The sequence below is a fragment of the Gluconobacter sp. Dm-44 genome (assembly GCF_018256175.1).
Lineage (GTDB): Bacteria > Pseudomonadota > Alphaproteobacteria > Acetobacterales > Acetobacteraceae > Gluconobacter > Gluconobacter cadivus.
In genome coordinates this window covers 137,448-162,781 of sequence record NZ_JAERLZ010000001.1, presented here as the reverse complement: position 1 = coordinate 162,781, position 25,334 = coordinate 137,448, and the positions used below count along the sequence as shown (strand labels likewise).

The 25,334-nt window shown below is 61.3% G+C and carries 24 protein-coding genes; 6 read left to right on the top strand and 18 right to left on the bottom strand.

Features of this window, described 5'->3' with window-relative positions:
- Positions 1 to 36: 36 nt before the first annotated feature.
- From JK213_RS00715 to JK213_RS16030, 7 genes are all read right to left on the bottom strand, one after another.
- Positions 37 to 951, bottom strand: coding sequence for a lysophospholipid acyltransferase family protein (locus JK213_RS00715; RefSeq protein ID WP_194261449.1), 915 nt, complete (start codon positions 949 to 951; stop codon positions 37 to 39).
- Positions 948 to 1,931, bottom strand: coding sequence for a tetraacyldisaccharide 4'-kinase (lpxK, locus tag JK213_RS00710; protein ID WP_194261448.1), 984 nt, complete (start codon positions 1,929 to 1,931; stop codon positions 948 to 950). The genes JK213_RS00715 and lpxK overlap by 4 nt, the downstream gene beginning before the upstream one ends.
- The gene (locus JK213_RS00705) at positions 1,928 to 3,793 is read right to left on the bottom strand and encodes a glycosyltransferase N-terminal domain-containing protein (RefSeq protein WP_194261447.1); all 1,866 of its coding nucleotides are present in this window, start codon (positions 3,791 to 3,793) and stop codon (positions 1,928 to 1,930) included. Before JK213_RS00705 ends, lpxK begins: the two co-directional genes overlap by 4 nt.
- 64 nt (positions 3,794 to 3,857) lie before the next feature.
- On the bottom strand, positions 3,858 to 4,586 hold the full coding sequence (locus JK213_RS00700; protein ID WP_194261446.1) for a polysaccharide lyase family 7 protein: 729 nt from the start codon (positions 4,584 to 4,586) through the stop codon (positions 3,858 to 3,860).
- 47 nt (positions 4,587 to 4,633) lie between these two features.
- Complete coding sequence (locus JK213_RS00695) at positions 4,634 to 5,518, bottom strand: universal stress protein (protein ID WP_194261445.1); 885 nt, start codon at positions 5,516 to 5,518, stop codon at positions 4,634 to 4,636.
- A gap of 47 nt (positions 5,519 to 5,565) precedes the next feature.
- Entirely contained in the window at positions 5,566 to 6,168 is a 603-nt protein-coding gene (gene pdxH / locus JK213_RS00690; RefSeq protein WP_194261444.1) for a pyridoxamine 5'-phosphate oxidase, read from the bottom strand.
- Positions 6,169 to 6,260: 92 nt separating this feature from the next.
- Positions 6,261 to 6,383, bottom strand: coding sequence for a hypothetical protein (locus JK213_RS16030; protein ID WP_283091816.1), 123 nt, complete (start codon positions 6,381 to 6,383; stop codon positions 6,261 to 6,263).
- A 156-nt stretch (positions 6,384 to 6,539) separates the two neighbouring features.
- Here JK213_RS16030 and fabI point away from each other — a divergent pair, with 156 nt between their 5' ends.
- Positions 6,540 to 7,391 (top strand): enoyl-ACP reductase FabI, encoded by an 852-nt coding sequence (gene fabI / locus JK213_RS00685; RefSeq protein WP_099285158.1) that lies wholly within the window; start codon positions 6,540 to 6,542, stop codon positions 7,389 to 7,391.
- Between the two features lies 1 nt (position 7,392).
- Entirely contained in the window at positions 7,393 to 8,475 is a 1,083-nt protein-coding gene (gene aroC, locus JK213_RS00680) for a chorismate synthase (protein WP_194261443.1), read from the top strand.
- A 24-nt stretch (positions 8,476 to 8,499) separates the two neighbouring features.
- Here aroC and JK213_RS00675 read toward each other — a convergent pair whose 3' ends face one another.
- Complete coding sequence (locus JK213_RS00675; RefSeq protein WP_194261442.1) at positions 8,500 to 8,931, bottom strand: OsmC family protein; 432 nt, start codon at positions 8,929 to 8,931, stop codon at positions 8,500 to 8,502.
- A gap of 338 nt (positions 8,932 to 9,269) precedes the next feature.
- On the opposite strand from JK213_RS00675, the gene JK213_RS00670 reads away from it, so the two are divergent.
- On the top strand, positions 9,270 to 11,246 hold the full coding sequence (locus tag JK213_RS00670) for a ribonucleoside-diphosphate reductase subunit alpha (RefSeq protein ID WP_194261441.1): 1,977 nt from the start codon (positions 9,270 to 9,272) through the stop codon (positions 11,244 to 11,246).
- A 25-nt stretch (positions 11,247 to 11,271) separates the two neighbouring features.
- A complete protein-coding gene (locus JK213_RS00665) occupies positions 11,272 to 12,291 on the top strand; it encodes a ribonucleotide-diphosphate reductase subunit beta (RefSeq protein ID WP_194261440.1) in 1,020 nt (339 codons plus the stop codon).
- Here the strand turns inward: JK213_RS00665 and JK213_RS00660 are convergent.
- Positions 12,288 to 13,154 (bottom strand): tRNA1(Val) (adenine(37)-N6)-methyltransferase, encoded by an 867-nt coding sequence (locus JK213_RS00660; protein WP_211571253.1) that lies wholly within the window; start codon positions 13,152 to 13,154, stop codon positions 12,288 to 12,290. The genes JK213_RS00665 and JK213_RS00660 overlap by 4 nt on opposite strands.
- Before the next feature lie 149 nt (positions 13,155 to 13,303).
- Here JK213_RS00660 and JK213_RS00655 point away from each other — a divergent pair, with 149 nt between their 5' ends.
- Positions 13,304 to 14,359, top strand: coding sequence for a polyprenyl synthetase family protein (locus JK213_RS00655; RefSeq protein WP_228125338.1), 1,056 nt, complete (start codon positions 13,304 to 13,306; stop codon positions 14,357 to 14,359).
- A 36-nt stretch (positions 14,360 to 14,395) separates the two neighbouring features.
- Here the strand turns inward: JK213_RS00655 and murI are convergent, their stop codons facing one another.
- Both murI and JK213_RS00645 read right to left on the bottom strand, forming a co-directional pair.
- On the bottom strand, positions 14,396 to 15,247 hold the full coding sequence (murI, locus tag JK213_RS00650) for a glutamate racemase (protein WP_211571252.1): 852 nt from the start codon (positions 15,245 to 15,247) through the stop codon (positions 14,396 to 14,398).
- Complete coding sequence (locus tag JK213_RS00645; protein ID WP_194261437.1) at positions 15,247 to 15,993, bottom strand: orotate phosphoribosyltransferase; 747 nt, start codon at positions 15,991 to 15,993, stop codon at positions 15,247 to 15,249. Before JK213_RS00645 ends, murI begins: the two co-directional genes overlap by 1 nt.
- Before the next feature lie 207 nt (positions 15,994 to 16,200).
- Here JK213_RS00645 and JK213_RS00640 point away from each other — a divergent pair, with 207 nt between their 5' ends.
- The gene (locus tag JK213_RS00640; protein ID WP_024716776.1) at positions 16,201 to 16,437 is read left to right on the top strand and encodes a hypothetical protein; all 237 of its coding nucleotides are present in this window, start codon (positions 16,201 to 16,203) and stop codon (positions 16,435 to 16,437) included.
- 16 nt (positions 16,438 to 16,453) lie between these two features.
- On the opposite strand, the gene JK213_RS00635 is transcribed toward JK213_RS00640, so the two are convergent.
- The 7 genes from JK213_RS00635 to JK213_RS00605 form a co-directional block, all read right to left on the bottom strand.
- Positions 16,454 to 17,749 carry a citrate synthase gene (locus JK213_RS00635; RefSeq protein ID WP_194261436.1) on the bottom strand — a complete coding sequence of 432 codons (1,296 nt, stop codon included), beginning with the start codon at positions 17,747 to 17,749 and terminating at the stop codon, positions 16,454 to 16,456.
- Positions 17,750 to 17,841: 92 nt separating this feature from the next.
- Positions 17,842 to 18,357: a histidine phosphatase family protein gene (locus JK213_RS00630; protein ID WP_194261435.1), complete on the bottom strand. Its 516-nt coding sequence runs from the start codon at positions 18,355 to 18,357 to the stop codon at positions 17,842 to 17,844.
- Complete coding sequence (locus JK213_RS00625) at positions 18,357 to 18,701, bottom strand: chorismate mutase (RefSeq protein WP_194261434.1); 345 nt, start codon at positions 18,699 to 18,701, stop codon at positions 18,357 to 18,359. The genes JK213_RS00630 and JK213_RS00625 overlap by 1 nt, the downstream gene beginning before the upstream one ends.
- Positions 18,691 to 19,377, bottom strand: coding sequence for a metallophosphoesterase (locus JK213_RS00620; protein ID WP_099285136.1), 687 nt, complete (start codon positions 19,375 to 19,377; stop codon positions 18,691 to 18,693). Before JK213_RS00620 ends, JK213_RS00625 begins: the two co-directional genes overlap by 11 nt.
- Positions 19,378 to 19,489: 112 nt before the next feature.
- Positions 19,490 to 24,025 (bottom strand): AAA family ATPase, encoded by a 4,536-nt coding sequence (locus JK213_RS00615; RefSeq protein WP_194261433.1) that lies wholly within the window; start codon positions 24,023 to 24,025, stop codon positions 19,490 to 19,492.
- Positions 24,026 to 24,059: 34 nt separating this feature from the next.
- Positions 24,060 to 24,695: a thioredoxin domain-containing protein gene (locus JK213_RS00610; RefSeq protein ID WP_194261432.1), complete on the bottom strand. Its 636-nt coding sequence runs from the start codon at positions 24,693 to 24,695 to the stop codon at positions 24,060 to 24,062.
- Positions 24,696 to 25,331, bottom strand: a complete 636-nt coding sequence (locus tag JK213_RS00605) for a thioredoxin domain-containing protein (protein ID WP_194261650.1) — start codon at positions 25,329 to 25,331, stop codon at positions 24,696 to 24,698.
- Positions 25,332 to 25,334: the final 3 nt, after the last annotated feature.

The following is a 25,334-nucleotide window of genomic DNA, read 5'->3' as shown; positions in this document are numbered from 1 at the left end:
TACTGTGGCAAATCTGCCATGCTGTAAACGCATAGCTCAACAGGGTGTTGCCATATTCCGGTACAGGGATTTGTCCCAACGACGATGCAGCCAGAGCCAGGAGCCCGGGATTTCACGGATCCAGGATTCAAGACGGTCGTTGAAAAGCTGCGTCAGGGCGAGGACGTCTTTTGCGCGATCATCCGTTTTTTCAGGCGAAAAAGGCGGATCAACCACAAGCACGAGTCTGGCAGGTCCGTCACGGCGCACATGGCCAGTGACGATCAGGGCATCATGTCTGAGGGCGAAGACTGCGGCGGCGGACGCTGTCATGGCGGAGCGTCCGAAAAGGCGGGCTTCGATTCCGTCGTTCATTTTCTGATCGCCCAGAACCCCCAGATGACCGCCTTTGGACAAATGTTTCAGGGCTGAGCGTGCGCCTTTGGCCCCTTTGGGGAACATTGGCACATCCTGTCCCATGGCCTCCTGACGAAGGCTATGGATCAGACCGTCGACGCCAGGGTTGCTGGCCGCCCGATAGAAGGAGGCGAATGGCATACCGTAACGCGCAACCACCGGCGGCATGAGTTCCCAATTCCCGATATGGCCGGAAAAGAAAATGACCGGCCGGCCTGAAGCCTTTGCGGCTTCAAGATGTTCTTCGCCCTCGACGCTCCATCCAGCGCCGGAGGGTGTGTTGTGTTTCAGGTGGCCGATATGAGGGAACTCGCCGACAGTCCGGCCCAGATTGTCCCAACAGTCGCGCACGATACGCCGTCGGGCGAGGGCGTCGAGTTCGGGCATGGCGAGTTGCAGGTTCCGGTCCGCTATTTTCGAGACTGGCAGTGCTGGGCCGATCGTGCGGGCCACACCCCCTCCAAGATTCGAGGCTATGGCCGCGGGAAGGGCGCGGATCACGGCCAGAAGTCCACGGATCAGCAAGGTTTCCGCGCGGTACAGAAAAGACGTCATGGAGTGCTGAACAGCAGATCGAGAAGGCGTTCGGGCGCTTTTGGATCAGCCCAGAGCAATTCGACGTTGATGATCTTCACCTGTGTGCGGAATGGAAAGGGCAGTTTCACGGCATCCTTCGCGGTCGTGACCAGTGTGGTGCCCGATTCCCGGCTGAGGGCTTCAAGGCGCTGAATATCACGAGGCGTGTAGATGTGATGATCGGGGAACGGGAGTGCGCGGATGGGTGTGACGCCAGCGTCCCGTAGCATGTCGAAGAATTTTTCTGGGCGTCCGATTCCCGCGAACGCCACGATCCGCCGTCCCTGAAGAGTGCGGATTTCAGGGCCGGGGACCAGTCTGGCCTGTGCGGTCAGGAGATGGCGCGGAAATGTCGGGAGCAGGTTGTGCCTGTCGTCTCCGATGACGACGACGGCCTGTGCGCGGGAGAGCGCGTCCGGGAGGGGTTCGCGGAGCGGACCTGCGGGGAGGACGCATCCGTTGCCGAAACCCGTTATGCCGTCCACCACCAGAATGGAGACGGTCTTGTGCAGCGTCGGATTCTGGAAGCCGTCATCCATGACGAGGCAGTCTGCCCCCTGACCAATGGCGAGACGCGCAGTTTCAGCCCGGTTGGCGCCAATCCATGTCGGCGCGGACTGTGCGAGGAGGAGAGGTTCGTCGCCTACGTCGCGGGCGGTGCTGCGTCCGGGATTGACGTCGATAGGGCCGCGCTCACGTCCGCCATGGCCTCGGCTGAGGATATGGGGATGGTAGCCCCGGTCTTTGAGGCGCTGCACGAGGTCGAGGGCGAGAGGAGTCTTGCCTGTCCCGCCTGTGGTGACGTTACCGCAGCACAGAACCGGAATGGGAGCATGAAACGGAGGCCGTCTGAGACGGCGGCGGGTAAGGGTCGTGGCGACGAGAGAGAACGGCCTGAGGAAGCGGGCGGTGAGACTGCGCCTCGGATGCAGCCAGAAACGGGGTGGGCGACCTCTCATCGTTCAACCGTTCTGAGGATACGGTCTCGCAGGACGCTCACGACCGAGCGCTGCAATCCCGTGGTCCTGACGGGCGGGAGAGGGGATTTGAGCCATCGTGTCAGACACTCCACATCGTTCACGATCCGGATGGTATCAGAAATGGTGGCCATTGCCTCCCGCCAGTTCTCCATTTTCGGGCCAGTTGCTGTTGGAATTTCCAGACGCAGCGGTTCGAACGGATTATGGCCGCCGCCTTTTCCGGTCAGGGAATTTCCCAGAAAACAGCGGTCCGCCAGTCTGTAGAACAGGCCGAGCTCGCCGAGTGTGTCGGCCAGCCAGACTGGGGTTTGTGGCGTCGGTTCCTCGCCGGCAGAGCGGCGGGGGAGCTGGAAACGCTCTGCCAGTTCCGCGCCACGAGCGGGATGACGCGGAACAAGAATGGTTAGAAGATCGGGTTGAAGGGTGCGGGCGTTTTCGGCGGCTTGAAGGACGAGGTCCTCTTCTCCGGGATGGGTGGATGCGGCAACGAATATCGGACGTTCCCCAAACAGGGCCTTCAGACGGTTATATTCCGCTTCGTCATAAGGAAGGGGCGGCGCATCCTGTTTGAGGTCGCCGTCTTCGTAGACTGGAACGGCTCCAAGTGCGCGAAATCGCCCCGCATCTTCGGGGCCGCGGGCTGCTACCCAGGAGAGACGTCCCATCATGCGCCGTGCAGGGCCACGCAGACGGCCCCAACGTTGGGAAGAGCGATCCGACAGGCGTCCGTTGACGAGCATGACGGGAATGTCCCGGTCCGAACAGGCCGCGATGATGCCTGGCCAAAGCTCGCTTTCGACGAACACTGCGCCTTCGGGTTGCCAGAGGTTGAGGAAGCGTCTCAGCCAGCGGGGCACGTCATGCGGAATAAAGCGATGAATGATCCGCTTTCCGAAAAGCGGGTGGCGCGCGACGATTTCGCTCCCTGTAACGGTTGCTGTCGTAAAAAGAAGTGTCAGCTCCGGTCGGGCGTCGAGCAGGGCCTCGGCCAGAGGCAGGGCGCAGAGGGTTTCGCCAACACTGGCGGCATGAAGCCAGAGAATTCGGCCTGCGGGGCGCCGGGTGTTGCCCAGTCCCATGCGTTCACGCAGACGATCGGGGAGTTCACGGCCCTTGTGCAACCGGATGCGGAGCATGACAGTCAGAGCCGGGGCCAGCAGGGTTCCGGTCAGACGCCACAGATGCTCGCTCACGCCAGATTGGTGATGCCTCTGAATACTCTCCGCTCGCCCTGAAAGAGTATTCAGTGCGGTCTGGAGGTCAGAGGCTCCCGGTTGGAACAGGGGTTCGCCCAGAATGAGCGCGCCGCGTCCGAAGGGGAGCGGGAAGGCGAGACCGTCCCACGAGGGCAGACGCAGACTCGTGCAGGCCATGCCGACCGGCACCACGGCGCATCCGGCAAGGCGCGATAAGGCCACGGCACCGGGCTGGACGTGTTCGGCTGGTCCGCGTGGGCCGTCGGGAGTGATGCCTACGATCGCACCACTGTGCAGTTCTTTCAGGGCGGTCCGTAAAACTGCAGCGCCGCCTTTGTTCCTGCCGTTCTTGCTGGAGGAACCGTGGATACCGATAATGCCCCATGGCCGGACAACATCGGCGATCAGCATGCCATCCGGATTGCGGGAAATCAGCACCCGTAATTGCAGCCGTGGCTCCTGCGATCTGGCCCAGAACCAGAGTGCGGGACTGAGCGTCAGGGAGCGGTGCCAGAAAGCAACCACAGCCCCGTTTTGGGGCGTGAGTAGTGTTTCGACCGCACGGGGAGAGCCGCTGACCTGCCAGCGCGTGGAGCGTAGGCAGAGTCCCAGCCACAGGCGGAGCAGGCGTGGAGACAGGGTCATGTCGCGTCGGGTAGCACGCGACGTTACAGGGGGCAAAGACCGAGCATTTCGACAGGCAGAGCCATCACGCTGCCGGATGATTCATCTCAAGGGATGTGAACGTCACGCGCGCTGAGTCGCTGTGACAGGGCATATGCCAGCCGGTCTGCCCGGCAACAGCCTCGAACCACATGGCGGGAGCTGTTGCCGCGGCGGGCATGGCGAATACATTGCGGGTGCCATTCACGACGACAAGCAGCGTTCCATTGGGTCGGGAAGAGAGACCGTAGCTGATGCTCCGGTCAGGATAGATCGTCCCGGCAACGACGCGGCGCGTTTCGGTGCCATTATGAATGACAGCAATAACGTGCGAACGCTTGCCATCCGCGATCAACTGCACGACCGGTCCCCGCGCGCTCTGGATCTGGCCGATAATGACGCGCTGATTGCTGGGCCATGTGTCGATGTGCAGGGTGGCGGTCATGTCCGCCGGGGTCTGCTGGAAATACCATGCCGCCCCTTCGCGCAACACGGTCGCGGGGGCCGTTTGGCCACGGATTGATGGCTGAAGCGCGTCCGTTTGCAGGGTAATGGCGCCGGTCGCGGCATTCTGCTCATAGAACGGGCTGTGATAGCCCTTCGCGAGCGTAGTGCCGGGAACCAGGCGCAGTTTGAGGCGTGCCTGCGGTTCCTGAAGGGTAAAGCCAACAGCCTGAGGTGGAGCGTGCGTGTCCATGGCCCATGCGGGAGCCAGCGCGGTGCCTGCCAGCGTGAGGGTCAGGCAGGTGGCGCAGAAGAGGCGGGGCAGGGACATGGGACGGTTCCTTCAGGTCAGCAGGCAGTAAGCGGCAACAGGCGTGTTCAGCGGCTCATGAGAACCGTGATCTGGGCGTGCTCCAGAATATGACGGGTGACGCCGCCCAGAATCATCTGCCGCAGGCGTGAATGGGAATAAGCGCCCATACCGAGCATGTCGGCATTGAACTCCGTGGCAGCGTTCAGCAGGCCCATACCGATGTCCCTGTTGACGGCCTCAAACTCACGGGATGTGGCGGAAATGCCGTGCATCCGCAGATAGGTCACGACCTCGTCAGCACCCGGACCGCGACGCTGATAATCCTGGCAGGTCAGAACCTGCACCGCTTCGGCCTTGTGGGCCCAGGGCAGGATGCAGCGCAGGGCCAGCGAGGCTTCGGGCGTTCCGTTCCAGGCAATGGCAATCCGTCTGCCGACCGATTTGGGCGGAGACGGCGGTGCGATCAGCAGAGGACGTCCGCTGTCGAACAGGATGGCATGCAACGTCTCGGAAGCACGCGGGTCGCCGTCCTTGGCAAGATTCGGGACCAGCGTCATATCGGCCAGACGGGAGCGCCATGTCAGGGAGTCGTGCTCGGTTCCGTTGAGGACGTCGAGGCTTGCGCTGACGCCTTCTCCGGCCGAAGAGCCGATTTTCGAGGGCTCGATACGACGGATGCCATGTTCATGGACGAAAGCGTCGAAAGCCCTGCGGATCTTGATGGCCCGGTGCTGTGCCTCGGTGATGGCGGTGTCGATCATTTCATTGACCATCCCGGCCGAGATGCCTTCACCGGCCAGTGTCGCGACTTCGGACGGGTCCGATCCGACCACGACCGCGGAAAGATGAGCGTCGAACCGGCGCGCGAAATCCAGCGCGACTGACATGACGGCGTCCAGCTCATAGGTGCCGTTCAGGGGGAGAAGGATGTTCTTGATGTCGATAAGCATGGGTGAAGGCTCCCCGGCCGTAATTTTGTGACGTCGTTATGAGGTATTTACGGATAAAGTCGTGTGACGTTCCATTTGTTTCCATCACGCGTCCACACAGCACGATCATGCAGGCGATAGGGCCGGTCCTGCCAGAATTCGATAACCTCGGGCAGAACGCGGAAACCCGACCAGTTGTCAGGGCGGGGGATCGGGCCATCGCCATATTTTTCGTCCGCAGCCTTCAGGCGCTCCTCGAATGTGCTGCGTTCATCAAGTGGACGCGACTGGTCGGAAGCGATGGCCCCGAGGCGCGACATACGGGAGCGGCTGGCGAAATAAGCATCCGCTTCGGCTGCGGTAACGGCTTCGACCGGCCCCTCGATCCGGACCTGACGGCGGACGGATTTCCAGTGAAACAGCAGGGCGGCGTGCGGATTGGCGCGCAGTTCGCCGCCCTTGCGACTGTCCAGATTGGTGTAGAAAACAAAACCCCGCTCATCCACGCCCTTGAGCAGGAGCATCCGGACGGACGGATGCCCGTCAGGTGTAGAGGTGGCGACGGCCATGGCGTTGGGATCGTTTGGTTCGGCGGCCTCCGCGTCCGACATCCAGGCTGCGAACAGGGCGAAGGGATCGGCCTTCAGATCAATCAGGGGGAGGTCGGACATCGGGTGCTCCTTGGGATCGGCATGACGGAGCGGTGCAGGACCGCTTGATCTGTAATCATAACGCGACTGACGCGTTGCAGCTATCGCGCGGTTTATTGGAGTAGCGTTTGCGGATGGTAACGCAGCAGGATTGCGTCAGGCGCATTCCTGTTGTCGGAAAAACCCATGGCTTCAATATCCGACGGCGACATCTGAATGACTGAAAGGATGCTCATTTCCTGAAAACGCTCAGGAACCGTCGTCGCGCCGGAGTGATGCCTTAATGTCCTGTCAGAAGGCAAAAAACCGGGCAATCGTCGCAAAGTCTTGTCTGTAACGGGCGCTTGTGCAACCACCACCCTCAATACGCCAACGCGATTCAGGAAATCACCATGTCTGAAACGGAAGACAATATCCCGGCACCCGTGACCGGAACCCTCATGAAGGGCAAGCGCGGTGTGATCATGGGTGTCGCCAACAAGAACTCGATTGCCTGGGCCATTGCCAGTGCCTGCGCGGCACAGGGTGCGGAACTTGCTTTCACCTATCAGGGCGAGGCCCTGGGCAAGCGCGTTCGTCCGCTGGCCGAGAGTGTCGGGTCTGAACTCGTCATCTCCTGTGACGTCAGCGATGACGACGCCATCAACACCACGTTCGACGAGATCGAGAAGGTCTGGGGCAAGATTGACTTCGTGCTCCATGCCATCGCTTTTGCGGACAAGCAGTATCTCCGCGGCCGCTATATCGACACGCCGCGCGATGCCTTCCTGCAGGCCATGGACATCTCCTGTTATTCCTTCGTCGCCGTCGCACGTCGTGCATCTGCCATGATGAATCCGGGCGGGTCCTTCCTGAGCATGACCTATCTCGGCGCCGAGCGCGTCATGCCGCACTATAATGTGATGGGTGTGGCCAAGGCGGCTCTGGAAGCCTCCGTGCGTTACATGGCCGCCGATCTGGGCCGCGACGATATCCGCGTCAACGGTATCTCCGCCGGTCCGATCATGACGCTGGCCGCCAACGGGATCAGCGATTTCCGCTACATCCTGCGCTGGAACCAGCTCAATGCTCCGATGGAGCGCAACGTGACGCTCAAGGATGTCGGCGGTTCGGGCATGTACCTGCTCTCCGACCTGTCCAGCGGCGTGACGGGCGAAATCCATCATGTGGATTGCGGCTACCACACGGTCGGCATGAAAAACCCGGACGCTCCGGATATCGCAGCGGTTGGCTCCGGGACCTGACATGTCGGACAACAGCTTCGGGAAGCTCTTTCGCGTCACCACCTGGGGTGAGAGTCACGGACCAGCCATCGGCTGTGTCATTGATGGCTGCCCGCCCCGCCTGAAGCTGTCCGAAGAGGACATCCAGCCCTGGCTCGACCGTCGTCGGCCGGGGCAGTCCCGTTTTACCACGCAGCGCCGGGAGGCGGATCAGGTCCGCATCCTGTCGGGCGTGTTCGAAGGCCAGACGACCGGCACCCCCATTTCGCTAATGATCGAAAATACCGATCAGCGGTCCAAGGATTACGGCGATATCGCAACCCGGTATCGCCCCGGTCATGCCGACATTGCCTATGATATGAAATACGGTATCCGCGACTATCGCGGGGGCGGGCGCTCCTCGGCGCGCGAGACGGCCATGCGGGTTGCCGCAGGGGCCGTGGCGCGCGTGTTGCTGAAAACACTCGTGGGGGAGGGTGTAAAGATCCGCGCGGCCCTGACCGGCATTGGTGGTCAGACCATCGATCCATCCCGCTGGGACTGGGATGAGGTGGAGCGCAATCCGCTCTGGTGTCCCGATGCGGGTTCCGTGGGCTCGTGGGAGGCTCTGCTCGACTCCGTCCGCAAGGATGGATCGTCGATTGGGGCGACTGTCGAAGTCGTGGCGGAAGGTCTACCCTCCGGACTCGGTGCGCCGGTTTATGGCAAGCTGGATGCCGATCTGGCGGGCGCCATGATGGGGATCAATGGCGTTAAAGGCGTCGAGATCGGGGATGGTTTTGCCGTGGCCGCCCTTCGTGGCGAACAGAACGCCGATCCGATTTCGCCCGGGCCGCAGTTCGCATCCAACCATGCCGGTGGCATTTTGGGCGGTATTTCCACGGGACAGCCAATCGTGGCGCGTTTTGCGATCAAGCCGACCAGTTCGATCCTCACACCCGTTCCCAGTATCACGCGCGATGGCGAGTCTGTCGAAGTGATGACCAAGGGGCGGCATGATCCCTGTATCGGGATCCGCGCCGTTCCCGTGGCGGAAGCGATGATGGCCTGCGTACTGGCCGATCATCTTCTCCGTGATCATGCGCAATGTGGCTGGGGCCGCTAAATCCCCGCCAGCATAAGCGACGTTTCAGTGTTCGAGCGTGGCATCCAGCGTGATGTTCGCCTTGATGACCTGCGACAGCGGACAGCCCGCCTTGGCTTTGTTCGCAATGTCGAGAAACTGGGTTTCGGACGCGCCCGGAACCTTGCCGCGCAACGTGAGATGAGACTGGGTAATGGCAAAGCCTTCGCCGGACTTGTCCAGCGAGATGGTCGCTTTCGTTTCCAGTGACTCGGCTTTGAATCCCGCCTGTTCGAGCATCATGGACAGCGCCATGGTGAAACATCCCGCATGGGCCGCACCGAGCAGTTCCTCGGGGTTCGTGCCGGGCTTGTCTTCAAAGCGGGTGTTGAAGCCGTAAGGCTGGTCATGCAGAGCGCCGCTCTGGGTGGAAATCGTGCCTTTGCCGTCCTTGAGACCGCCGGTCCAGTGGGCTGAGGCTGCCTTTTTGATGGTCATGATGAGATCTTTCGCAATGTGGGTTTCGTAATCCAAACGCGATGCCGTTCGGATCGTTGCTCGACGCGATGTTCATGAAATTTCCCAATTCTGTGACCGCTATCACACACCGGGAAAATGCCTTGGGGGAAAACTCTTGGGATAACAACGCTTAGGGGCGGTTTTCTGCGATCAGCACTATATCTAGGGGCATTAACGAATTCCTTCCCTAGATATGGGATAGTTCGCATTCACAGCTCTTTGGATTTTGCAAGCGAACTTCGTGCTTGCGATCGGGTTCGGAGTGATGGAAATGAGTGCTCAAGATTTCGAAAATAGATGCCCTGCGGAGAGAGCGAATGACCCTTCATGACGTGACGATGGACGTGTCCGATCAGTCCGACCGACCGCATGATGTGCGCCCGCTTTCCGACCATCCTGTGGGCGAGACGCCGATTCCCGGAGATGCCAATTCGGCGGACATGTTCGACGATGTGGTGCAGCTTCCAGGCCATCACGCCGTGCGCGTCGATCGCTCGCGCGATTCCCTGCTGACGGATTTCGGCAAGGCGACACTCAACAATCGCTATCTGCTGCCGGGCGAGGACTATCAGTCGCTTTTCGCCCGCGTCGCCTCCTATTACGGCGCGGATGCGGGTCATGCGCAGCGGATTTATGATTATATTTCCCGTCACTGGTTCATGCCGGCTACGCCTGTTCTGTCCAATGGCGGAACCGAGCGTGGACTGCCGATTTCCTGCTTCCTGAACGAAGCTGAAGACAGTCTTGAGGGAATCGTGGGGCTGTGGAACGAGAATGTCTGGCTGGCGTCCAAAGGCGGCGGCATCGGGTCTTACTGGGGCAATCTGCGGTCCATCGGTGAGAATATCGGCCGCAACGGCAAGACGTCCGGCGTCATTCCCTTTATCCGCGTGATGGACAGCCTGACGCTGGCGATCTCGCAGGGCTCGCTCCGTCGCGGCTCGGCCGCGGTGTATCTGCCGGTCTGGCATCCGGAAGTGGAAGAGTTCGTCGAGATGCGCCGTCCGACGGGGGGCGATCCGAACCGTAAGGCCCTGAACCTTCATCACGGCGTGCTCGTGACCGATGCGTTCATGCGTGCTGTGGAAAACGACGAAGAATGGGCGCTGCTGTCGCCGAAGGATCACAGCACGATCCGCAAAGTTTCGGCACGCGGTTTGTGGATCCGGATCCTGACGGCCCGGATGGAGCAGGGCGAGCCCTACATCATCTATTCCGACCATGTGAACCGCGCGCGGCCCGAGCATCACAAGCTGGCTGGTCTGGAAGTGAAGACCTCCAATCTCTGCGCTGAGATCACCCTGCCGACCGGTATCGACCATCACGGCAAGAACCGCACGGCTGTCTGCTGCCTGTCCTCGCTCAATCTTGAGACCTGGGACGAATGGAAGGATGATCCGCAGTTCATCGAAGACGTCATGCTGTTCCTCGATAACGTGTTGCAGGATTTCATCGACCGCGCGCCTGACGACATGGCGCGTGCCAAATACGCCGCTGCCCGTGAGCGTTCGGTCGGGCTAGGCGTAATGGGTTTTCACTCATTCCTGCAGGCCCGGATGATCCCGTTCGAGTCCGTGATGGCGAAGGTCTGGAACCGGAAGATTTTCGAATATATCCGCAAGCAGGCCGATGCTGCGTCGAAGCATCTGGCAGAACTGCGTGGTCCGTGCCCGGATGCCGAGGAATACGGCTTTATGGAGCGCTTCTCGCACAAGCTCGCCATCGCGCCGACGGCCTCGATTTCGATCATCACGGGCAATGCCAGCCCCGGCATTGAGCCGATCAGCGCCAATGTGTTCCTGCAGAAAACGCTTTCGGGCTCGTTCTCGGTGCGCAACCGCCACCTGAAGAAAATTCTGGAAGAGCGTGGGCAGGACACGGATGAAGTCTGGTCGGCGATCACGCTGAACAAGGGCTCGGTGCAAAACCTCGACTTCCTGACGCAGGACGAGAAAGACGTGTTCAAAACGGCGTTCGAGCTCGACCAGCGCTGGGTCGTGGAACATGCCGCAGACCGTGCACCGTTCATCTGTCAGGCGCAGTCGGTCAATCTGTTCCTGCCAGCCGATGTACATAAGCGCGACCTGCATCAGATCCATTTTCAGGCCTGGAAAAAGGGCCTGAAGTCTCTCTATTACTGCCGCTCCCTGTCCGTGCAGCGCGCCGATGCGGTGTCCACGCTGGCGGTAAAGAGCGACATTCTGGAAGACGAAAAATACGAAGCCACCGCTCAGGCCGCTCCGCGCGGCGAAATGAGCAGCGGCGATTACGAAGAGTGCCTGTCCTGCCAGTAATGGCGGGATGTGAAAGGACGCGATCATGAGCGACACCACCCCGATCTCCGGCAAGCCGGACGAACAGCATTTCGACCTGATGACCGCCAACCCGGTCTACAAGCCTTTCCGCTATCCCTGGGCCTATGACGCCTGGTTGACCCAGCAGCGCGTCCACTGGCTGCCCGAGGAAGTGCCGCTGGCCGATGACGTGAAGGATTGGCACCGGACACTGACGGCGGCCGAGCAGCATCTCGTCACGCAGATTTTCCGCTTCTTCACGCAGGCGGACGTGGAAGTAAATTCCGCGTACATGAAGTATTACAGTCAGGTTTTCAAACCGACTGAAGTGCTGATGATGCTGTCGTCGTTCTCCAATATCGAGACGATTCACATTGCTGCGTATTCCCATCTCCTAGATACTATCGGGATGCCCGAGACTGAGTATTCGGCCTTCCTGAAATACAAGGAGATGAAGGACAAATACGATTTCATGCAGTCGTTCAACATCGACAGCAAGCGTGAAATCGCCAAGACCATGGCCGCCTTCGGGGCGTTTATGGAAGGCCTCCAGCTTTTCGCGTCCTTCGCGATTCTGCTGAACTTCCCGCGCTTCAACAAGCTCAAGGGCATGGGGCAGATCGTGTCCTGGTCGGTGCGTGACGAGACGCTGCACTGCCTGTCCATGATCCGCCTGTTCCGCACCTTCATCCGCGAGAACCCGGAACTGTGGACCGCCGATTTCCGCGAAGAACTCACGCAGGTCTGCCGCACGACGGTCGAGCATGAAGACGCATTCATCGATCTGGCGTTCGAGATGGGCCCGGTCGAGGGCATGTCGTCCGATGACGTAAAGGCCTATATCCGCTTCATCGCCGATCGTCGCCTGACGCAGCTTGGGCTGGACCCGGTTTATGGGCAGGAAAGCAATCCGCTGCCGTGGATCGACGACATGCTGAACGCCGTCGAGCACGCCAATTTCTTTGAGAACCGTTCGACCGAATATTCCCGTGCCTCCACCTCCGGCACATGGGAAGAAGCGTTTGAAGGCAACGTTTTCAGCTAAAAACAGGGTCTGGAGAGGTCCTGGCTTTCAGGAAGGGCTTCTCCGTCTCTCAGAACACGCTCTGCGGCGGCGGTGAAACGCCCGTCTGCTTCATGCAGAACCAGTCCGGCCCTAAGCCGGAAGATCCCCCGTCCGCCATAAACGGCGCGGACCAGAACCAGCTTCGCTTCGCGGCCCGCTCGTGGCCAGAAGGGATAGAACTGGATCGAGCCACACCCATTTTCCAGTAAAGTTCGACAGATCCTGTCCGCACTGGCGGCTGACAGGACGAATGTCAGCGTTCCGCCCGGCATAACCCACTTTATCAGGGTGCGCGCCCAGTCTTCCGGTGCGGTCGCTTCCGCACTCAGGGCGAGGCGGCGTCGGCTGTCGGGAGAGGGCGTGCCGTGCGGACTGTGCCAGGGTGGGTTGGCCATCACATGATGAAAACGACCATTGGCGGTTGGTGTGAGGGCGCGCAGGCTTTTGGGGATGTCGGGCAGATGGGCGTGGACCACCTGAATCCGCGTTTCACCGTCGGGATCAGCATTGGCGCGGATATTGCGCTCGGCCAATGCCAGAGTCTCCGGATCGGCTTCCAACCCGACTCCACGGACTCCCGGAAGACGCGCGGTGAGGCACAACAGGGCTGCTCCAGCCCCACAACCCGCTTCCAGAACCGTTTCGCCATCTTTTGCCGGGATGGAGGCTGCCATCAGAACAGGTTCCAGACCCGTCCTGTAACCTTCGGTGAACTGGTCGTAGCGCACGCGCCCTCCCAGCAGCGATCCTTCTTCGCGGGCGGGGCCGGGAACGGAAAATGCATGGCCGGAGAAGATGTTCGGAGGGGGCAATGGGTTGACCGTCTTCCTGCTGCCGCTCATATGGTCTTTCCAACCTGTCGTCCGGCGTTACATGGTCCGTTCGTTCTTGTCGCGACAGGAGAGAAAGAACGGGCTACGCCACATCATATCGTGCCCGTGCGCTCCTGGGCCAGCCCCCGGAGCCGTTGCGGGAACTGGAGTAATGACCCTTGGATTCTGCCGCACCGGACGTTTCTGCGACCGTTGATAAAGCTGTGCTCAGGGATGCAGGGAGCGAGAGCGCCCTTTCCGCTCTGTCCGCCTATCTGGAACAGGACATGCAGGCCTGCAACCGCGCCATTATCGCGCGGATGGAGAGCCCGGTCCCGCTCATTCCGCAGCTTGGCGCCCATCTTGTTGCAGCCGGTGGCAAGCGCCTGCGGCCGCTGCTGACGCTCGCTGCCTCCCGCCTGTGTGGCTATCAGTCGACTCCTGAAAACCAGCGTCATGTCGGACTGGCAGCCTGTGTGGAGTTCATCCACACCGCAACGCTGCTTCACGATGACGTGGTCGATGAGAGCAATCTGCGTCGTGGGCTGGCTTCGGCCAATGCGGTTTTTGGCAACAAGGCGTCCGTTCTGGTGGGCGACTTCCTGTTCGCACGCTCGTTCCAGTTGATGACGGCCGATGGCTCGCTCAAAGTCATGGCGATCCTGTCCGATGCTTCGGCGACGATTGCCGAAGGTGAAGTCCTTCAGATGGTGACCCAGAACGACCTTTCCACACCGGTTGAGCGTTATCTGGAAGTCATTCACGGCAAGACGGCGGCCCTGTTCGCGGCGGCCTGTCGCGTCGGCGCGGTCGTTGCCGATCGTCCCGAAGTGGAAGAAGTCGCCCTGGACCGTTTCGGGACCAATCTGGGCATGGCGTTCCAGCTCGTTGACGACGCGCTCGATTATGCTGCCGATCAGCAGGTTCTGGGCAAGACCGTTGGCGACGACATGCGCGAGGGCAAGATCACGCTGCCGGTTCTGGCCGCCTATGAAGCGGGTTCTCCCGAAGACCGGGCGTTCTGGGAGCGTGTCATCGAAAAGGGCGAGCAGACGGAAGCTGACCTGCCGCACGCACTGGCCCTGATCGAGAAGACCGGCGCAATCGCCACGACCATCGCCCGCGCACAGGTCTATGCCGCCGAGGCCGTCGAAGCGCTGTCCATTTTCCCGGACAGTGAACTGCGTCGCCTGATGACGGAGACGGTCCAGTATACCGTTGATCGCGCTCGCTGAAGCGTGTTGGCCCCTGCCTGATCGGGCGGGGGCTTTTCAGCTTTCCGTTATTGTCATGAGCGGAGCGGGGACGGTGAGCAGCTCCCACCCCTTGAAGCCGAGCCTTGCGGCGGCGGCTTCAAGCCCCGGCGCTGTATGCGGCAGCCGGGTCATCAGGAAGCGGCCTTTCTGCGCTGCTTCTGCGCCGTAGGACACTGTCTGAAGGACGGTTCCGACCTGTCGCGCGACGGCGGAAGCAGGGTCCAGCCAGCGGACGTCCTTCGGGGAGAGACGCTGGAAAGCATCCATCAGAAAGGTGTAGTGGGTGCAGCCGAGCCCGACCGTATCAATCTCGTCGCCATAAGGCTGCCCGAACAGGCAGTCCAGTTCGTGCTGAATGTCCGTATCCGCAATAACCTCACCCAGAAAAGCACGTTCCGCCAGATCAGCCAGCCTGCGCGCGCCATGAGTAATCAGACGGCAATCCGCAGCAAATTCCTGATGGAGCCGAAGGGTGTAGGGGCGTCGTGCAGTGGCGGAGGTCGAAAGCAGGCCGATCACGCGGGTTTCCGAAACCCGCCCGGCCCAGCGGATGGGGGGGACGCATCCGACCACCGGGATGTTGAGTCGTGCACGCAGGGCGGGGAGGGCGATCGTACTGGCGGTATTGCACGCAATGACCAGCACATCGGGCTGGAGATCGTTGCAGGCCGCGACCAGCAGGCTAACGATACGCGCTGTCAGCAGGTCATCCGGCTGTTCGCCATAGGGAAAGAGCGCCGTATCGGCGAGGTAGTCGATATGAAGAGCGGGAAGGAGATCGCGCAGGGCCTGCACGACGCCCATCCCCCCGATGCCGGAGTCAAAAACCAGACTCCGACCTGCTGGCACGGATGCGCCAGTCTCCATCAGGCTTCGGCTTTGGCCTTGAGGGCCAGCGCTTCTTCGGCGCTGCTCACGCCGCCATGCTTCTTCGACCAGCCACACGGATCTTCGAGGAAGCGGCGAACCTCGGCGCTGTCTTTTTCAGAGAAGTAGTTCGCTCCCGCACAGGCTTCCAGCACGTCCCACCAGGTGCACAGCGCATGGAGAGAAATGTCCATGTCCGCCAGCGTTTTGTGAGCGCCGGGGAAGACGCCGTAGAAGAAGACAACGAAGGTGTGGTTCACGATGGCTCCCGCATCGCGCAGGGCATTGGCGAATCGGATCTTGGATGCGCCGTCCGTCGTCAGATCTTCGACCAGCAGGGTGCGCATGCCTTCGGGCACATCGCCTTCGATCTGTGCGTTGCGGCCAAAACCCTTGGGCTTTTTGCGGACATAGGCCATGGGCGTCATCATCCGGTCCGCGATCCAGGCGGCGAACGGAATCCCGGCGGTTTCGCCACCCACGACGGCGTCAATGCTTTCATAGCCGATATGGCGGCCGATCTTTTCGACGGCCAGTTCCATGATCTTGGTGCGCGCACGCGGGAAGAAAATGATCTTGCGGCAGTCGATATAGACCGGGGACTTCCAGCCTGACGTCAGGGTGTAGGGGTCTTCCGGGCGGAAGTTGATGGCCTTGATCTCAAGCAGGATACGGGCCGTGGTGAGGGCCGCGTCGCGGTCCCACTGGGTGCGGCCCGCCATCGGGCTCTCGGCGAACTGGGTCATGCTTGTCTCCGCTGACGTCGTTTTCTCGTGGTTTACCGGGCTGTCGCCGGGAAGGGTAGGGGCAATATCGCCCCCTTTTGGACTGTGTGAATTTTATCCGCTGCCTGTCAGTGTCACAGGCTGTTCCGATCTTCCCGCTTGCATGGGAGGCCGGGGAGTTCTAGGGAGGGATATCGATATTCATTCTCATTTACGGCAGGATCAGAAGTGAGCATAGAGACCAGCCGGATCGGCCGGAAATGCGAACGCGCTGTTGTCACGGCCTATCAGGAACTGCGGGAGGTCGGCCAGCCGGACATGCAGGCCTTCGCCGCATGCACGACGCTGTACCGCATCCATCACCCCGAATCTTCCGTCAAGGAAGCCCGCCGCCTTGTCGCGGAGTGGATCGACCATCACGTCGTCCGTCAGGCCAGAGGCCAGACGCCGGGCTGCGACTGCTGAATTATAGAGAGGAGCCTCAGCTCCTCTCGCTCATCGGGACGAAACTCCGCTCCGCCGCACCGATATAGAGCTGTCGAGGGCGGCTGATGCGGACGGACGGTTCCTCGATCATTTCCTTCCACTGACTGACCCAGCCGACCGTCCGCGCGACAGCGAACAGGACGGTGAACATGCTTTTGGGAATGCCCAGAGCCTTGAGGATCAGTCCGGAATAGAAATCCACATTTGGATAGAGGCGACGGCTGACGAAATAGTCGTCCTCGGTCGCCACACGCTCCAACTCCATCGCCAGATCCAGCAGCGGGTCACGCTTGAGTCCGAGTTCTTCAATGACTTCGTGGCAGGTCGCCTGAAGAATTTTCGCCCGCGGGTCGAAATTCTTGTAGACGCGATGGCCGAAGCCCATCAGGCGCACCCCGGAATTGCGGTTCTTGACCTCATTGAGAAAGGCCGGGATGCCGTCGCGGCTTCCAATGGATTCCAGCATGCCTAAAGCCGCCTCATTGGCTCCTCCATGCGCAGGTCCCCAGAGGGCTGCAATGCCTGCCGCGATGCAGGCATAGGGATTCGCCCCGGTTGAACCGACAAGCCGCACGGTGGTGGTGGAGGCGTTCTGCTCATGATCGGCATGAAGTAGCAGAATGCGATCCATCGCACGGGCCAGAACCGGATTGACGCGGTAATGGTTACCGGGTCGGGCAAAGAGCATGTGCAGGAAGTTCTCGGAGAAGGACATCTCCTCATCGGGATAGATGAACGGTTCGCCGATGGAGTATTTATAGGCCCAGGCCGCGATGGTCGGGACTTTGGCGATCAGACGCCGGGCGGAAAGGTCGCGCGCCTCCGGCTGGGAAATATCCAGCCCGTCGTGATGGAATGCGGACAGAGCGCCTACGGTCCCGCACAGGATCGCCATGGGATGCGCGTCGCGGCGAAAGCCGTTGAAGAAGTTCCGGATCTGCTCGTTCAGCAGCCGGTGGGTGTTCATGTCTTTGCTGAAGGCCTGATATTGCGCGGCCGTCGGAAGTTCGCCGTAAAGCAGCAGATAAGCCGTTTCCGTGAAGCTCGCATTCAGGGCCAGATCTTCGATCGGATAGCCGCGATGCAATAGGACGCCCTTGTCACCATCAATATAGCTGATGGCGCTGGTGCAGGTGGCGGTGCTGCCCAGCCCGGGATCGAAGGAAAACACCCCTGTTTTCTGGGACAGGGCACGCATGTCCATGACGTCCGGGCCGATCGTTCCTTCCAGCAGCGGAAACTGGCGGCTGAGGCCATCGAGGCAAAGGGTCGCGGAACGATTTTCGGACATGCAGAAGATAACCCGCCTGAAATGTAAGAATGTTATTCCGTTTTATCTCTGAAAGGTTTTTTGTGTCCAGAGAGCGTCTCTGAACAGAGCTTTCAGGGCAAAAGAAGTGTGGCCGGCTGAATGGTCGACGGACGGACATCCAGCCAGTGTCCCGGAACGTCGAGAATCGTCAGACCCGCAAGCGGATATCCACGGGAAAGAGCCGAGAAACGCATATTCTGAAGGGCCGGGCCAAGGAGGTCGCAGGCGAACTCACCGATGGTCGGATTATGCCCGACGATCAGAAGCGTTCGTATAGTCTCGGATGTGGCATGCACGAGACCGTAGAGGGTGTCCGGGGTTGCGGAATAGAGGCTGTCTTCGATTGAGACTGAAGCCGCCTGACCCAGCGCGTCCAGTACGCCCTGAGCCGTTTGTCGGGTGCGGATGGCAGGGCTACACAGAATTTGTATTGGATCGAGCAGATTGAGTGCAGCAAGCTGTCTGCCAATGCTCGCGGCCTGTTCGCGCCCTCTGGGCGTCAGCGCGCGACTTCGGTCGCCGTCTTCCGTCAGGACGTGCGGGATGGCCTCCGCATGGCGCAGCAGCAGGAGGCGGTGCAGGGGCATCAGGCTTCCGAAGCCTTGCGCGCATTGGCGGCGATGGCTTCATGATGGCGGATGACTTCGTGAATGACGAAGGCCAGAAACTTTTCGGCGAAATCCGGATCGAGATGCGCATCGCGGGCGAGCTGGCGCAGGCGTTCTATCTGCCGTGTTTCGCGGGAGGGGTCCGCAGGCGGCAGGTAGGCGCGGGCCTTGAGCTGTCCGACTTCCTGCGTACAGCGGAACCGTTCCGCAAGCATATGGATCAGGGCGGCGTCGATATTGTCGATGCTGCCGCGCAGGCGTTCGAGTTCAGCCAGAGCAGGATCGGGAGTGCGGGATGTGGAAGACACAGGCTCAGGGTTCATTCAGATCAATCCATGCAAGATGGCCGCCTTTTCCGGCGCCAAGATCGGTAAAGACGGCCGTGCCCCCCAGACGTCCCGTTCGGCGCCAGGGGCGTCCGTCGGTCGAGCGGCGGTCATGGCCGACATACACCGTCATCCCTTCTGGGATACGGTTGATCCAGGTCAGGCGGCGTTCGGGATAGCCATCCGGCTGCATGCGGCCGGTGGTTTCTCCAAAAAGGGCGCGGGACAAGGGCGCGGACATCTCGCCCAGACCCGGCACGGGGGAGTGGGACAACATGGCGGTATGAAACCCTCCATGGACGAACAGCGAGCGCCCGATCCGCAGCCATGTCGGGGCCTGATCGATGGCCCTGTAGATGCGTTCGGGGAGGCCGTCATATTCCGGCAGCGAGATCTGACGCAGCGTTTCCTCAAGCGGCGGATCACGTCTCAGGCGACGGCCTTCAAGGGCGCGGCCGAGTTTGCGGTCATGATTGCCGAGAATGAAAAGCCCGCGCTGCTGCTCCAGAAGATCGAGCATCAGCTCCATCACGCCCGCGCTGTCCGGTCCGTGATCGACGAGGTCTCCGAGCTGGATGACGAAGCGTTCCGTCGCCGTTGCATGCCGGAAAGCATTCAGATCGCCATGCACGTCCCCCACCACGCGAATGCCGTGTTCACGGATTCGCGTCATGACAGGGTCGGGAAGGGGAGGATCAACGAAGATGGCGCGTGCTTTCTGATTTTCCTTCTATCAAAGGGCCAGAACGGTCCAAGGTCAATTTATCTGTTTGAGAAAATTGACCTTAGCCGTCCATCAACGCGGCTGCGCGCCCCAGATCGACTGACAGAACCCGGCTTACACCACGCTCCTGCATCGTGACACCATAAAGACGATCCATATGCGCCATCGTCAGCTGATGATGCGTCACGACCAGAAACCGCGTTCCGGCTTCCTTCGTCATATCGGACAAAAGCGAGCAAAACCGCTCCACATTGGCATCATCGAGCGGCGCATCCACTTCATCGAGCACGCAGATCGGGGCCGGATTGCATCGGAAAGTCGCAAAGATCAGCGACAGTGCGGTCAGGGCCTGTTCGCCACCCGATAGCAGGGAGAGCGTGGAGAGCTTCTTGCCCGGAGGCTGCGCGAAAATTTCCAGCCCCGCTTCCAGTGGATCATCGCTTCCGACCATACCCAGATGGGCGCGTCCGCCGCCAAACATTCGGGCGAACAAGGACTGGAAATGCCGGTCTACTTCCGAAAAGACGGCCAGAAGGCGCTCACGTCCTTCGCGGTTGATCGTGCCGATCCCGCCGCGCAGCCTGTTGATGGCAGCCGTCAGTTCGGCATGTTCGCGGGCAATGGTTTCCGCTGTCTCGCGAGCTTCCTCGAATTCGGCTTCGGCCCGCAGATTGACCGCGCCAAGGTCTTCGCGCTCGCGCGTCAGGCGGGAGAGGCGCCGGCGGGTCGCGGTCTCGGCCTGTTCGGAGAGGTCGGACGGATAAGCCGCACCCTCTGCACCGCCTTCCGGGGGTTCGCTATCGGCCAGCAGGCGCTCTCGGGCGGCAACAGCCTGTTCCGCGCGTTCGGTCAGACGTGCGATCGCCTCACGCCCCGCCGCCAGCGCCAGATCGGCGTTGCGGCGCTGCTCCTGTGCTTCAAGCCCGGCTGCGCCCGCTGCCTCATCAGCAGCCCGTGCCGCATCGTAAGCGCTCTGGGCGTCCATCAGAATCTGGTCGTGTCCGGCGAGTTTGCGCTCCAGTTCGGCAGGAACTGTGCTGACGGTCTGGAAGCTGGTGTGCAGTTCGTCCCGTCGGTCCCGCAGATGCGTAAGGCTGGCGTTTCCGGCTGCAATCTGACTTGCCAGCACTTCAAGTCTGGCGCGGATAGCAGTTAGCGCGCCGGTCAGGCGAACGTCCTCAAGGGAAAGGCGGCCGCTTTCGGTACGGGCAGCGTCCAGAAGGTGCCGGGTTTCATGGAGCGAGGCCGTGGCGTCCAGAACCGTCTGTTCCAGCAGCGCGGGTTCGGGACGCTCCGTCAGTTCAGCCATGCGTTTCGCATGGTCGTCCTGCAGGCGGGTGACGAGCGCCTGAAGCTCCGTCTGGCGCGGTTGCAACGCCGAGCGGCGTGCGAGGGTCGTTGCGGCAGTCTGGTCCAGCATTTGGAGTTCGCGCGTCAGACGCTGGGCGTCTTCACGGCTCTTTCGCGCGGCTTGTGTTGCTGTATCCGCCGCAGACCGTGCCACATCGAAAGCCTGCTGCGAGGTTTCGGCGGCGGTCCTCAGGGCGGAAATGTCAGGACGGTTTTCCTGCTGTTGAAGAGAGGCACGCTGTTCTGCAAGACGGGCCTGTTCCAATTCCAGCCGCGCTACGGCTTCATCCAGATCCCGCAGACGCGCCAGTGTGGTGTCGTGGCGCAGAAGAGTCTGATCCAGCGTCCGGGCGGCGGTATCGGCGGCATTCCGGGCGTCCTCAAGCCTCGTTCCCGCCACGCGGAGTGCTTCGCGGGCGGCTTCGGCATCTTTTGTGCTGTTCCGCGCCTGTGCCTGAAGGTTCTCGGGATCGGGATGGGCGGCCAGTTCGGCTTCTGTCTGCGTGACGCTGGTCTGTGCGGCTGTCAGCGCGCCTTCCGCGTCTTTCAGGCGTTCGCTGGCCTGTTCCCAGTGGGCGAGCGCAAGGGCCGCTTTCTGTTCCATCCGCGACGAGACGGTCCGGGCTTCGGCCAGTTGGGGTTCGAGTGTCGCGCGTTCCTGTCGCAGGGCGGTGAGAGCCACTTCCGCCCGCTCGCGGGCCTGCAAGGCTGCGGCACAACTTTCTTCCAGTGCGGGCTGTGAGGCAAGATGGGACTGAAGAAGCGCGCGGGCGTCCGTCAGACGGCGACGCTGCTCCAGTCGGGCCGCACCGGAATCCGGGGCATCGGCCGAGCGTGTGAAGCCATCCCAGCGCCAGAGCGCCCCGCTGCGGCAGACCAGAACCTGTCCTGGCTGGAGGGTTTTTTGCAGTTCGGGCCCTGCCGCGTCGTCATCCAGCAGGAATGCGGCGTCCAGACAGCGTTGCAATGCTTCAGGAGCCTGAACCAATATCGAAAGCCGGACGCAGTTCTGCAGTTCCGCAGGCGCAAGCCGCTCCAGCGGCCGCCAGCGCCGATCGGCTGGAACATGGTCCGGAGCGAGAGAGGCATCCAGCCCGTCCGCCAGAACTGCCGCGACGGCCCGCGCCATGTCTGCGGGAAGGTCCAGCACATCTTCAAGTGGGTCGGGTTGCGCGGCCACGGCATTGAGGCTCTGCTCCAACCCTTCACATTCGCCCTGTGCGCGCAAGATCAGCGTCTCCAGTGCGGAAAGTGCCTGCCGGGCCTGTCCCTCCCGTTCGCGGGCGGTCGCGAGGGTGGCGTCCGCGTCCGCAAGAGACTGTTGAAGGGTTTTCAGGCGGTCTTCGGCCTGTGCAACGGTATTGCGGACGTCCTGAACCGTCTGTTCCGGAACCAGAGCGGTTCGGGCTGTAGCCTCCGCCGTTGCGGCGATCTGCACTTTCTGGCGCGCCTGATCGCGTGTCTGGCGGCTCTGTTCGACGACTCGCAGCAGCGTTTTATGACGCTGCATGCCTTCCTCGGCTGCTGCACGGGCTTCCAGCCAGATTGTGCCGAGGCGTTCCTGCTCCTGCCTTGCCTGCGCTTCCAGAGCATGGGCGTCGCTCTGGGCCTGTGCCGTGACGTCGCGGGTTTTTTGAAGATCCGTGTGGGCTGCTTCCGTGAGGAGCCCGGCCTGAGCAGTCTCACGCGTTGTTCGATCCTGCGTGATCTGGGCCTGGGTCGTTTGCAAGCGTCTGTCCAGATCGGCTTCCGTAGCTTCCAGCGTCTGAAGGCGATTTTTGCCGTCTGTCAGCGCCCGTCCGTCCAGTTCTGCTTTTAGGCGTGCCTCCTGCAAGGCCGTTATACAGTCCTGCTCTTTGCGGCTGTCGGCTTCGGACTGTTCCTGCATCAAGGCGGTATTCTGGCGTAGCGCATTCAGTGCCGCATCATCAGGCGTAGCTGCGTCCAGAGCCGCGATTTCTGCCTGAATCGCGTCGAGTGCGCTTGCTTCCGTATCGAGCCGCAGCGTCAGGGCCTCAAGCCCTTCCAGCATCGCATCCCTGCGGATGGCTTCGGCATCCCGCAGACGGGTTGCGTCTTCCAGCGCAAGCGCCTGCTCCTTTTCGAGCGCGTCCAAACGCTCGCATTCGGCGCTGCAGGCCGAGCGGAGTTGCGGGAGCGCATCCATTTCGGCTTCAAGCGCCTCACAGTCTGCGGCAGTCGTTTCCTGTGTCGCCCGGTCCGCCGTCAGACTGGCATGGCTTCGGGCCAGATCTCCTTCCGCCTGTTCGAGGCGCAGGCGTGTTTCGGATTCAGCCTGTCGGGCGCGGTCGAGATCCTGTTTCAGGGTCTCAGATTGTACTTTCAGCCGTTCAAGCGTGCTGCGGAGGCGGTCGGTTTCTTCGCGCGCCTGTGGGGCGGCCTTGCGGGCTTCGAACTCGGCGATGGCCGCGGTTTCGGCGGCGCGTTCGGCTTTTTTCAGATCCTCGCGCGCCTTGGCCAGATCGTCCCGGCTACGCTGCACGGCCAGATTGGCGCGGGCATGCAGCAGGGCATGGAGCGCGGTTTCCGTCTCGCGAATCTTTTCGGAAAGCTCACGGTATTTCCGGGCCTGAACCGTCTGGCCTTCGAGGCTCGCAAGCCGTTCCTCAAGTTGCAGACGCAGATCTTCGGCGCGGGAGAGATTGGTTTCGGTCTGGCGGAGCTTGAGTTCGGCATCGTGTCGGCGGGCATGCAGGCCGGTGATGCCGGCGGCCTCTTCGAGCAGCAGCCGCCGTTCCTCGGGCTTTGCGACGATGAGCTGGCCAACGCGGTTCTGGCTGATGATGGCGGAGCTGCGTGCGCCGGACGCCAGATCGGCAAACAGGGTCTGAACGTCACGCGCGCGCATGACCCGGCCGTTAATACGGTATTCGCTACCCGATCCACGTTCGGCCCGGCGGCTGATTTCCAGTTCCTCCGCGTCCTGAAACGGCGAGGGCGCCAGTCCTGCCGCATTGCTGAGATGCAGCGTGACCTGTGCGATGTTTCGGGCCGAGCGGGCGCCCGTCCCCGCGAAAATTAGATCATCAAGCTCTCCGCCCCGCAGGGCGCGGGCGGAGGTTTCGCCCATCGCCCATCGCAGGCCTTCGACGACATTGGATTTACCGCAGCCGTTCGGCCCGATAATCCCCGTCAGGCCCGGAAGGATATCGAGACGCACCTCATCGGCGAAACTCTTGAAACCGCCAATGCTCAGGCGGTCGATCGTCGTGGTACGGCTCGACATCAGGGGAGGGAAATACCGGTCCTAGAGAGGTGGATCAGGACGCCTTGGCGACAAGATCGGCGAATTTTTCGTAGGTTTCCGGGTCCTGGTCGTAATGCGTATTGTTGAAGCGGAAATACGGCGTGCCCTGGATATTGTAGGTGTCCGCGTCCTTCTTGACCTGATCGAACAGCGCCTCGGCGAAGGCATTGTCCTTGCTGATGGCATCGAACTGGGCTGCGGAGACGCCGGCGAGGGCAGACATCTGCTGAAGGCGCTGCATCGGGTCGCCACCTGCGGCGAAAGCCCACTGCATCTGGCTGGAGAACAGGGCCTCAATGAACGGAACGTAGCGTTCTTCCGGCAGAGAGCGGGCCACCATGGCCGCTGTCAGGCCAACTCGATCGCCGCAGAAATCATGGAACTGATAGCGGATCTTTCCCGTATCGATCAGCTTTTCCTTAATTTTGGGGAACTCTTCCGTCGCGAAATGCGCACAATGCGTGCAGGTCAGCGAGAACCATTCCTGCACTAGAACCTTGGCATTCGGGTTGCCGAGAATGCGCGGGCTCAGCCGGGCGTCAGTGGAGCTTGCATCTGCGGCGTGGGCCGCACCAGCAGCGGTTCCCGCAACAGCAAGAGCTGGAGCGGCGGAGACGAAAAAGCGGCGGGAAAGGGAAAGACGGGTCATTCAGGAAGCCTTTGCGACTGCTTTTGCGAAATCATCATAGCTCCCGACCACGTCGGGCGCGGGAACATCATTGATGCGGAAATATGGCGTGCCCTGGATCTGGAGGAAAGCGCCGTCGTGATCCTGCTTGTTGATAATGGCCTCGCGCAGGGCATTATCTGCGTTGATCCGGTCAAATTCCGCAGAATTCATCCCGAACAGGGCAGTGCGTTTCTTCAGTTCGGCAACCGGATCGATATTCTGTGCGAACGCCCACTCGTCCAGATGGTCCAGCAGATCCGTCACGAAGGCTTCGTAGCGGTCCACTGGCAGGGAGCGGGCTACCATAGCGGCCAACAGGGCGACCTGATCGATCGGGAAATCATGAAAGCGGTAACGGATCTTTCCTGTGTCGATCAGGTTCTTGCGGATCTGCGGAAAGATCTCTTTCGAAAAATGGGCGCAGTGCGAGCATGTCAGGGAGAACCACTCGTCCACGATGATCTTCGCATCCGGCGAGCCGATAACGCGCGGTCCCATGCGCGGGTCGCTGGCGGGCACATCGTCCGCCCGTGCGAACGGTGCCGCCGCAATGGCCGCGAGAGCCATTCCGGAGGCGAGGAGGGTACGGCGGCCGAGAAGCTGGGCGGCAGGCATGGA

What these genes read in the sequence shown, in the direction of transcription:
- murI (WP_211571252.1), bottom strand. Translation starts at nt 15,247, where the DNA reads ATGGAGACTGGCGCATCCGTGCCAGCAGGTCGGAGTCTGGTTTTTGAC.
- JK213_RS00695 (WP_194261445.1), bottom strand. Translation starts at nt 5,518, where the DNA reads ATGCTTATCGACATCAAGAACATCCTTCTCCCCCTGAACGGCACCTAT.
- JK213_RS00660 (WP_211571253.1), bottom strand. Translation starts at nt 13,154, where the DNA reads ATGAGCGGCAGCAGGAAGACGGTCAACCCATTGCCCCCTCCGAACATC.
- JK213_RS00610 (WP_194261432.1), bottom strand. Translation starts at nt 24,695, where the DNA reads ATGACCCGTCTTTCCCTTTCCCGCCGCTTTTTCGTCTCCGCCGCTCCA.
- JK213_RS00630 (WP_194261435.1), bottom strand. Translation starts at nt 18,357, where the DNA reads ATGCCCCTGCACCGCCTCCTGCTGCTGCGCCATGCGGAGGCCATCCCG.
- JK213_RS00620 (WP_099285136.1), bottom strand. Translation starts at nt 19,377, where the DNA reads ATGACGCGAATCCGTGAACACGGCATTCGCGTGGTGGGGGACGTGCAT.
- JK213_RS00605 (WP_194261650.1), bottom strand. Translation starts at nt 25,331, where the DNA reads ATGCCTGCCGCCCAGCTTCTCGGCCGCCGTACCCTCCTCGCCTCCGGA.
- JK213_RS00705 (WP_194261447.1), bottom strand. Translation starts at nt 3,793, where the DNA reads ATGACCCTGTCTCCACGCCTGCTCCGCCTGTGGCTGGGACTCTGCCTA.
- JK213_RS00635 (WP_194261436.1), bottom strand. Translation starts at nt 17,749, where the DNA reads ATGTCCGAAAATCGTTCCGCGACCCTTTGCCTCGATGGCCTCAGCCGC.
- pdxH (WP_194261444.1), bottom strand. Translation starts at nt 6,168, where the DNA reads ATGTCCGACCTCCCCCTGATTGATCTGAAGGCCGATCCCTTCGCCCTG.
- JK213_RS00675 (WP_194261442.1), bottom strand. Translation starts at nt 8,931, where the DNA reads ATGACCATCAAAAAGGCAGCCTCAGCCCACTGGACCGGCGGTCTCAAG.
- JK213_RS00625 (WP_194261434.1), bottom strand. Translation starts at nt 18,701, where the DNA reads ATGAACCCTGAGCCTGTGTCTTCCACATCCCGCACTCCCGATCCTGCT.
- JK213_RS00645 (WP_194261437.1), bottom strand. Translation starts at nt 15,993, where the DNA reads ATGACCCAGTTCGCCGAGAGCCCGATGGCGGGCCGCACCCAGTGGGAC.
- JK213_RS00715 (WP_194261449.1), bottom strand. Translation starts at nt 951, where the DNA reads ATGACGTCTTTTCTGTACCGCGCGGAAACCTTGCTGATCCGTGGACTT.
- JK213_RS00665 (WP_194261440.1), top strand. Translation starts at nt 11,272, where the DNA reads ATGAGCGACACCACCCCGATCTCCGGCAAGCCGGACGAACAGCATTTC.
- aroC (WP_194261443.1), top strand. Translation starts at nt 7,393, where the DNA reads ATGTCGGACAACAGCTTCGGGAAGCTCTTTCGCGTCACCACCTGGGGT.
- JK213_RS00700 (WP_194261446.1), bottom strand. Translation starts at nt 4,586, where the DNA reads ATGTCCCTGCCCCGCCTCTTCTGCGCCACCTGCCTGACCCTCACGCTG.
- JK213_RS00615 (WP_194261433.1), bottom strand. Translation starts at nt 24,025, where the DNA reads ATGTCGAGCCGTACCACGACGATCGACCGCCTGAGCATTGGCGGTTTC.
- fabI (WP_099285158.1), top strand. Translation starts at nt 6,540, where the DNA reads ATGTCTGAAACGGAAGACAATATCCCGGCACCCGTGACCGGAACCCTC.
- JK213_RS00670 (WP_194261441.1), top strand. Translation starts at nt 9,270, where the DNA reads ATGACCCTTCATGACGTGACGATGGACGTGTCCGATCAGTCCGACCGA.
- JK213_RS16030 (WP_283091816.1), bottom strand. Translation starts at nt 6,383, where the DNA reads ATGAGCATCCTTTCAGTCATTCAGATGTCGCCGTCGGATATTGAAGCC.
- lpxK (WP_194261448.1), bottom strand. Translation starts at nt 1,931, where the DNA reads ATGAGAGGTCGCCCACCCCGTTTCTGGCTGCATCCGAGGCGCAGTCTC.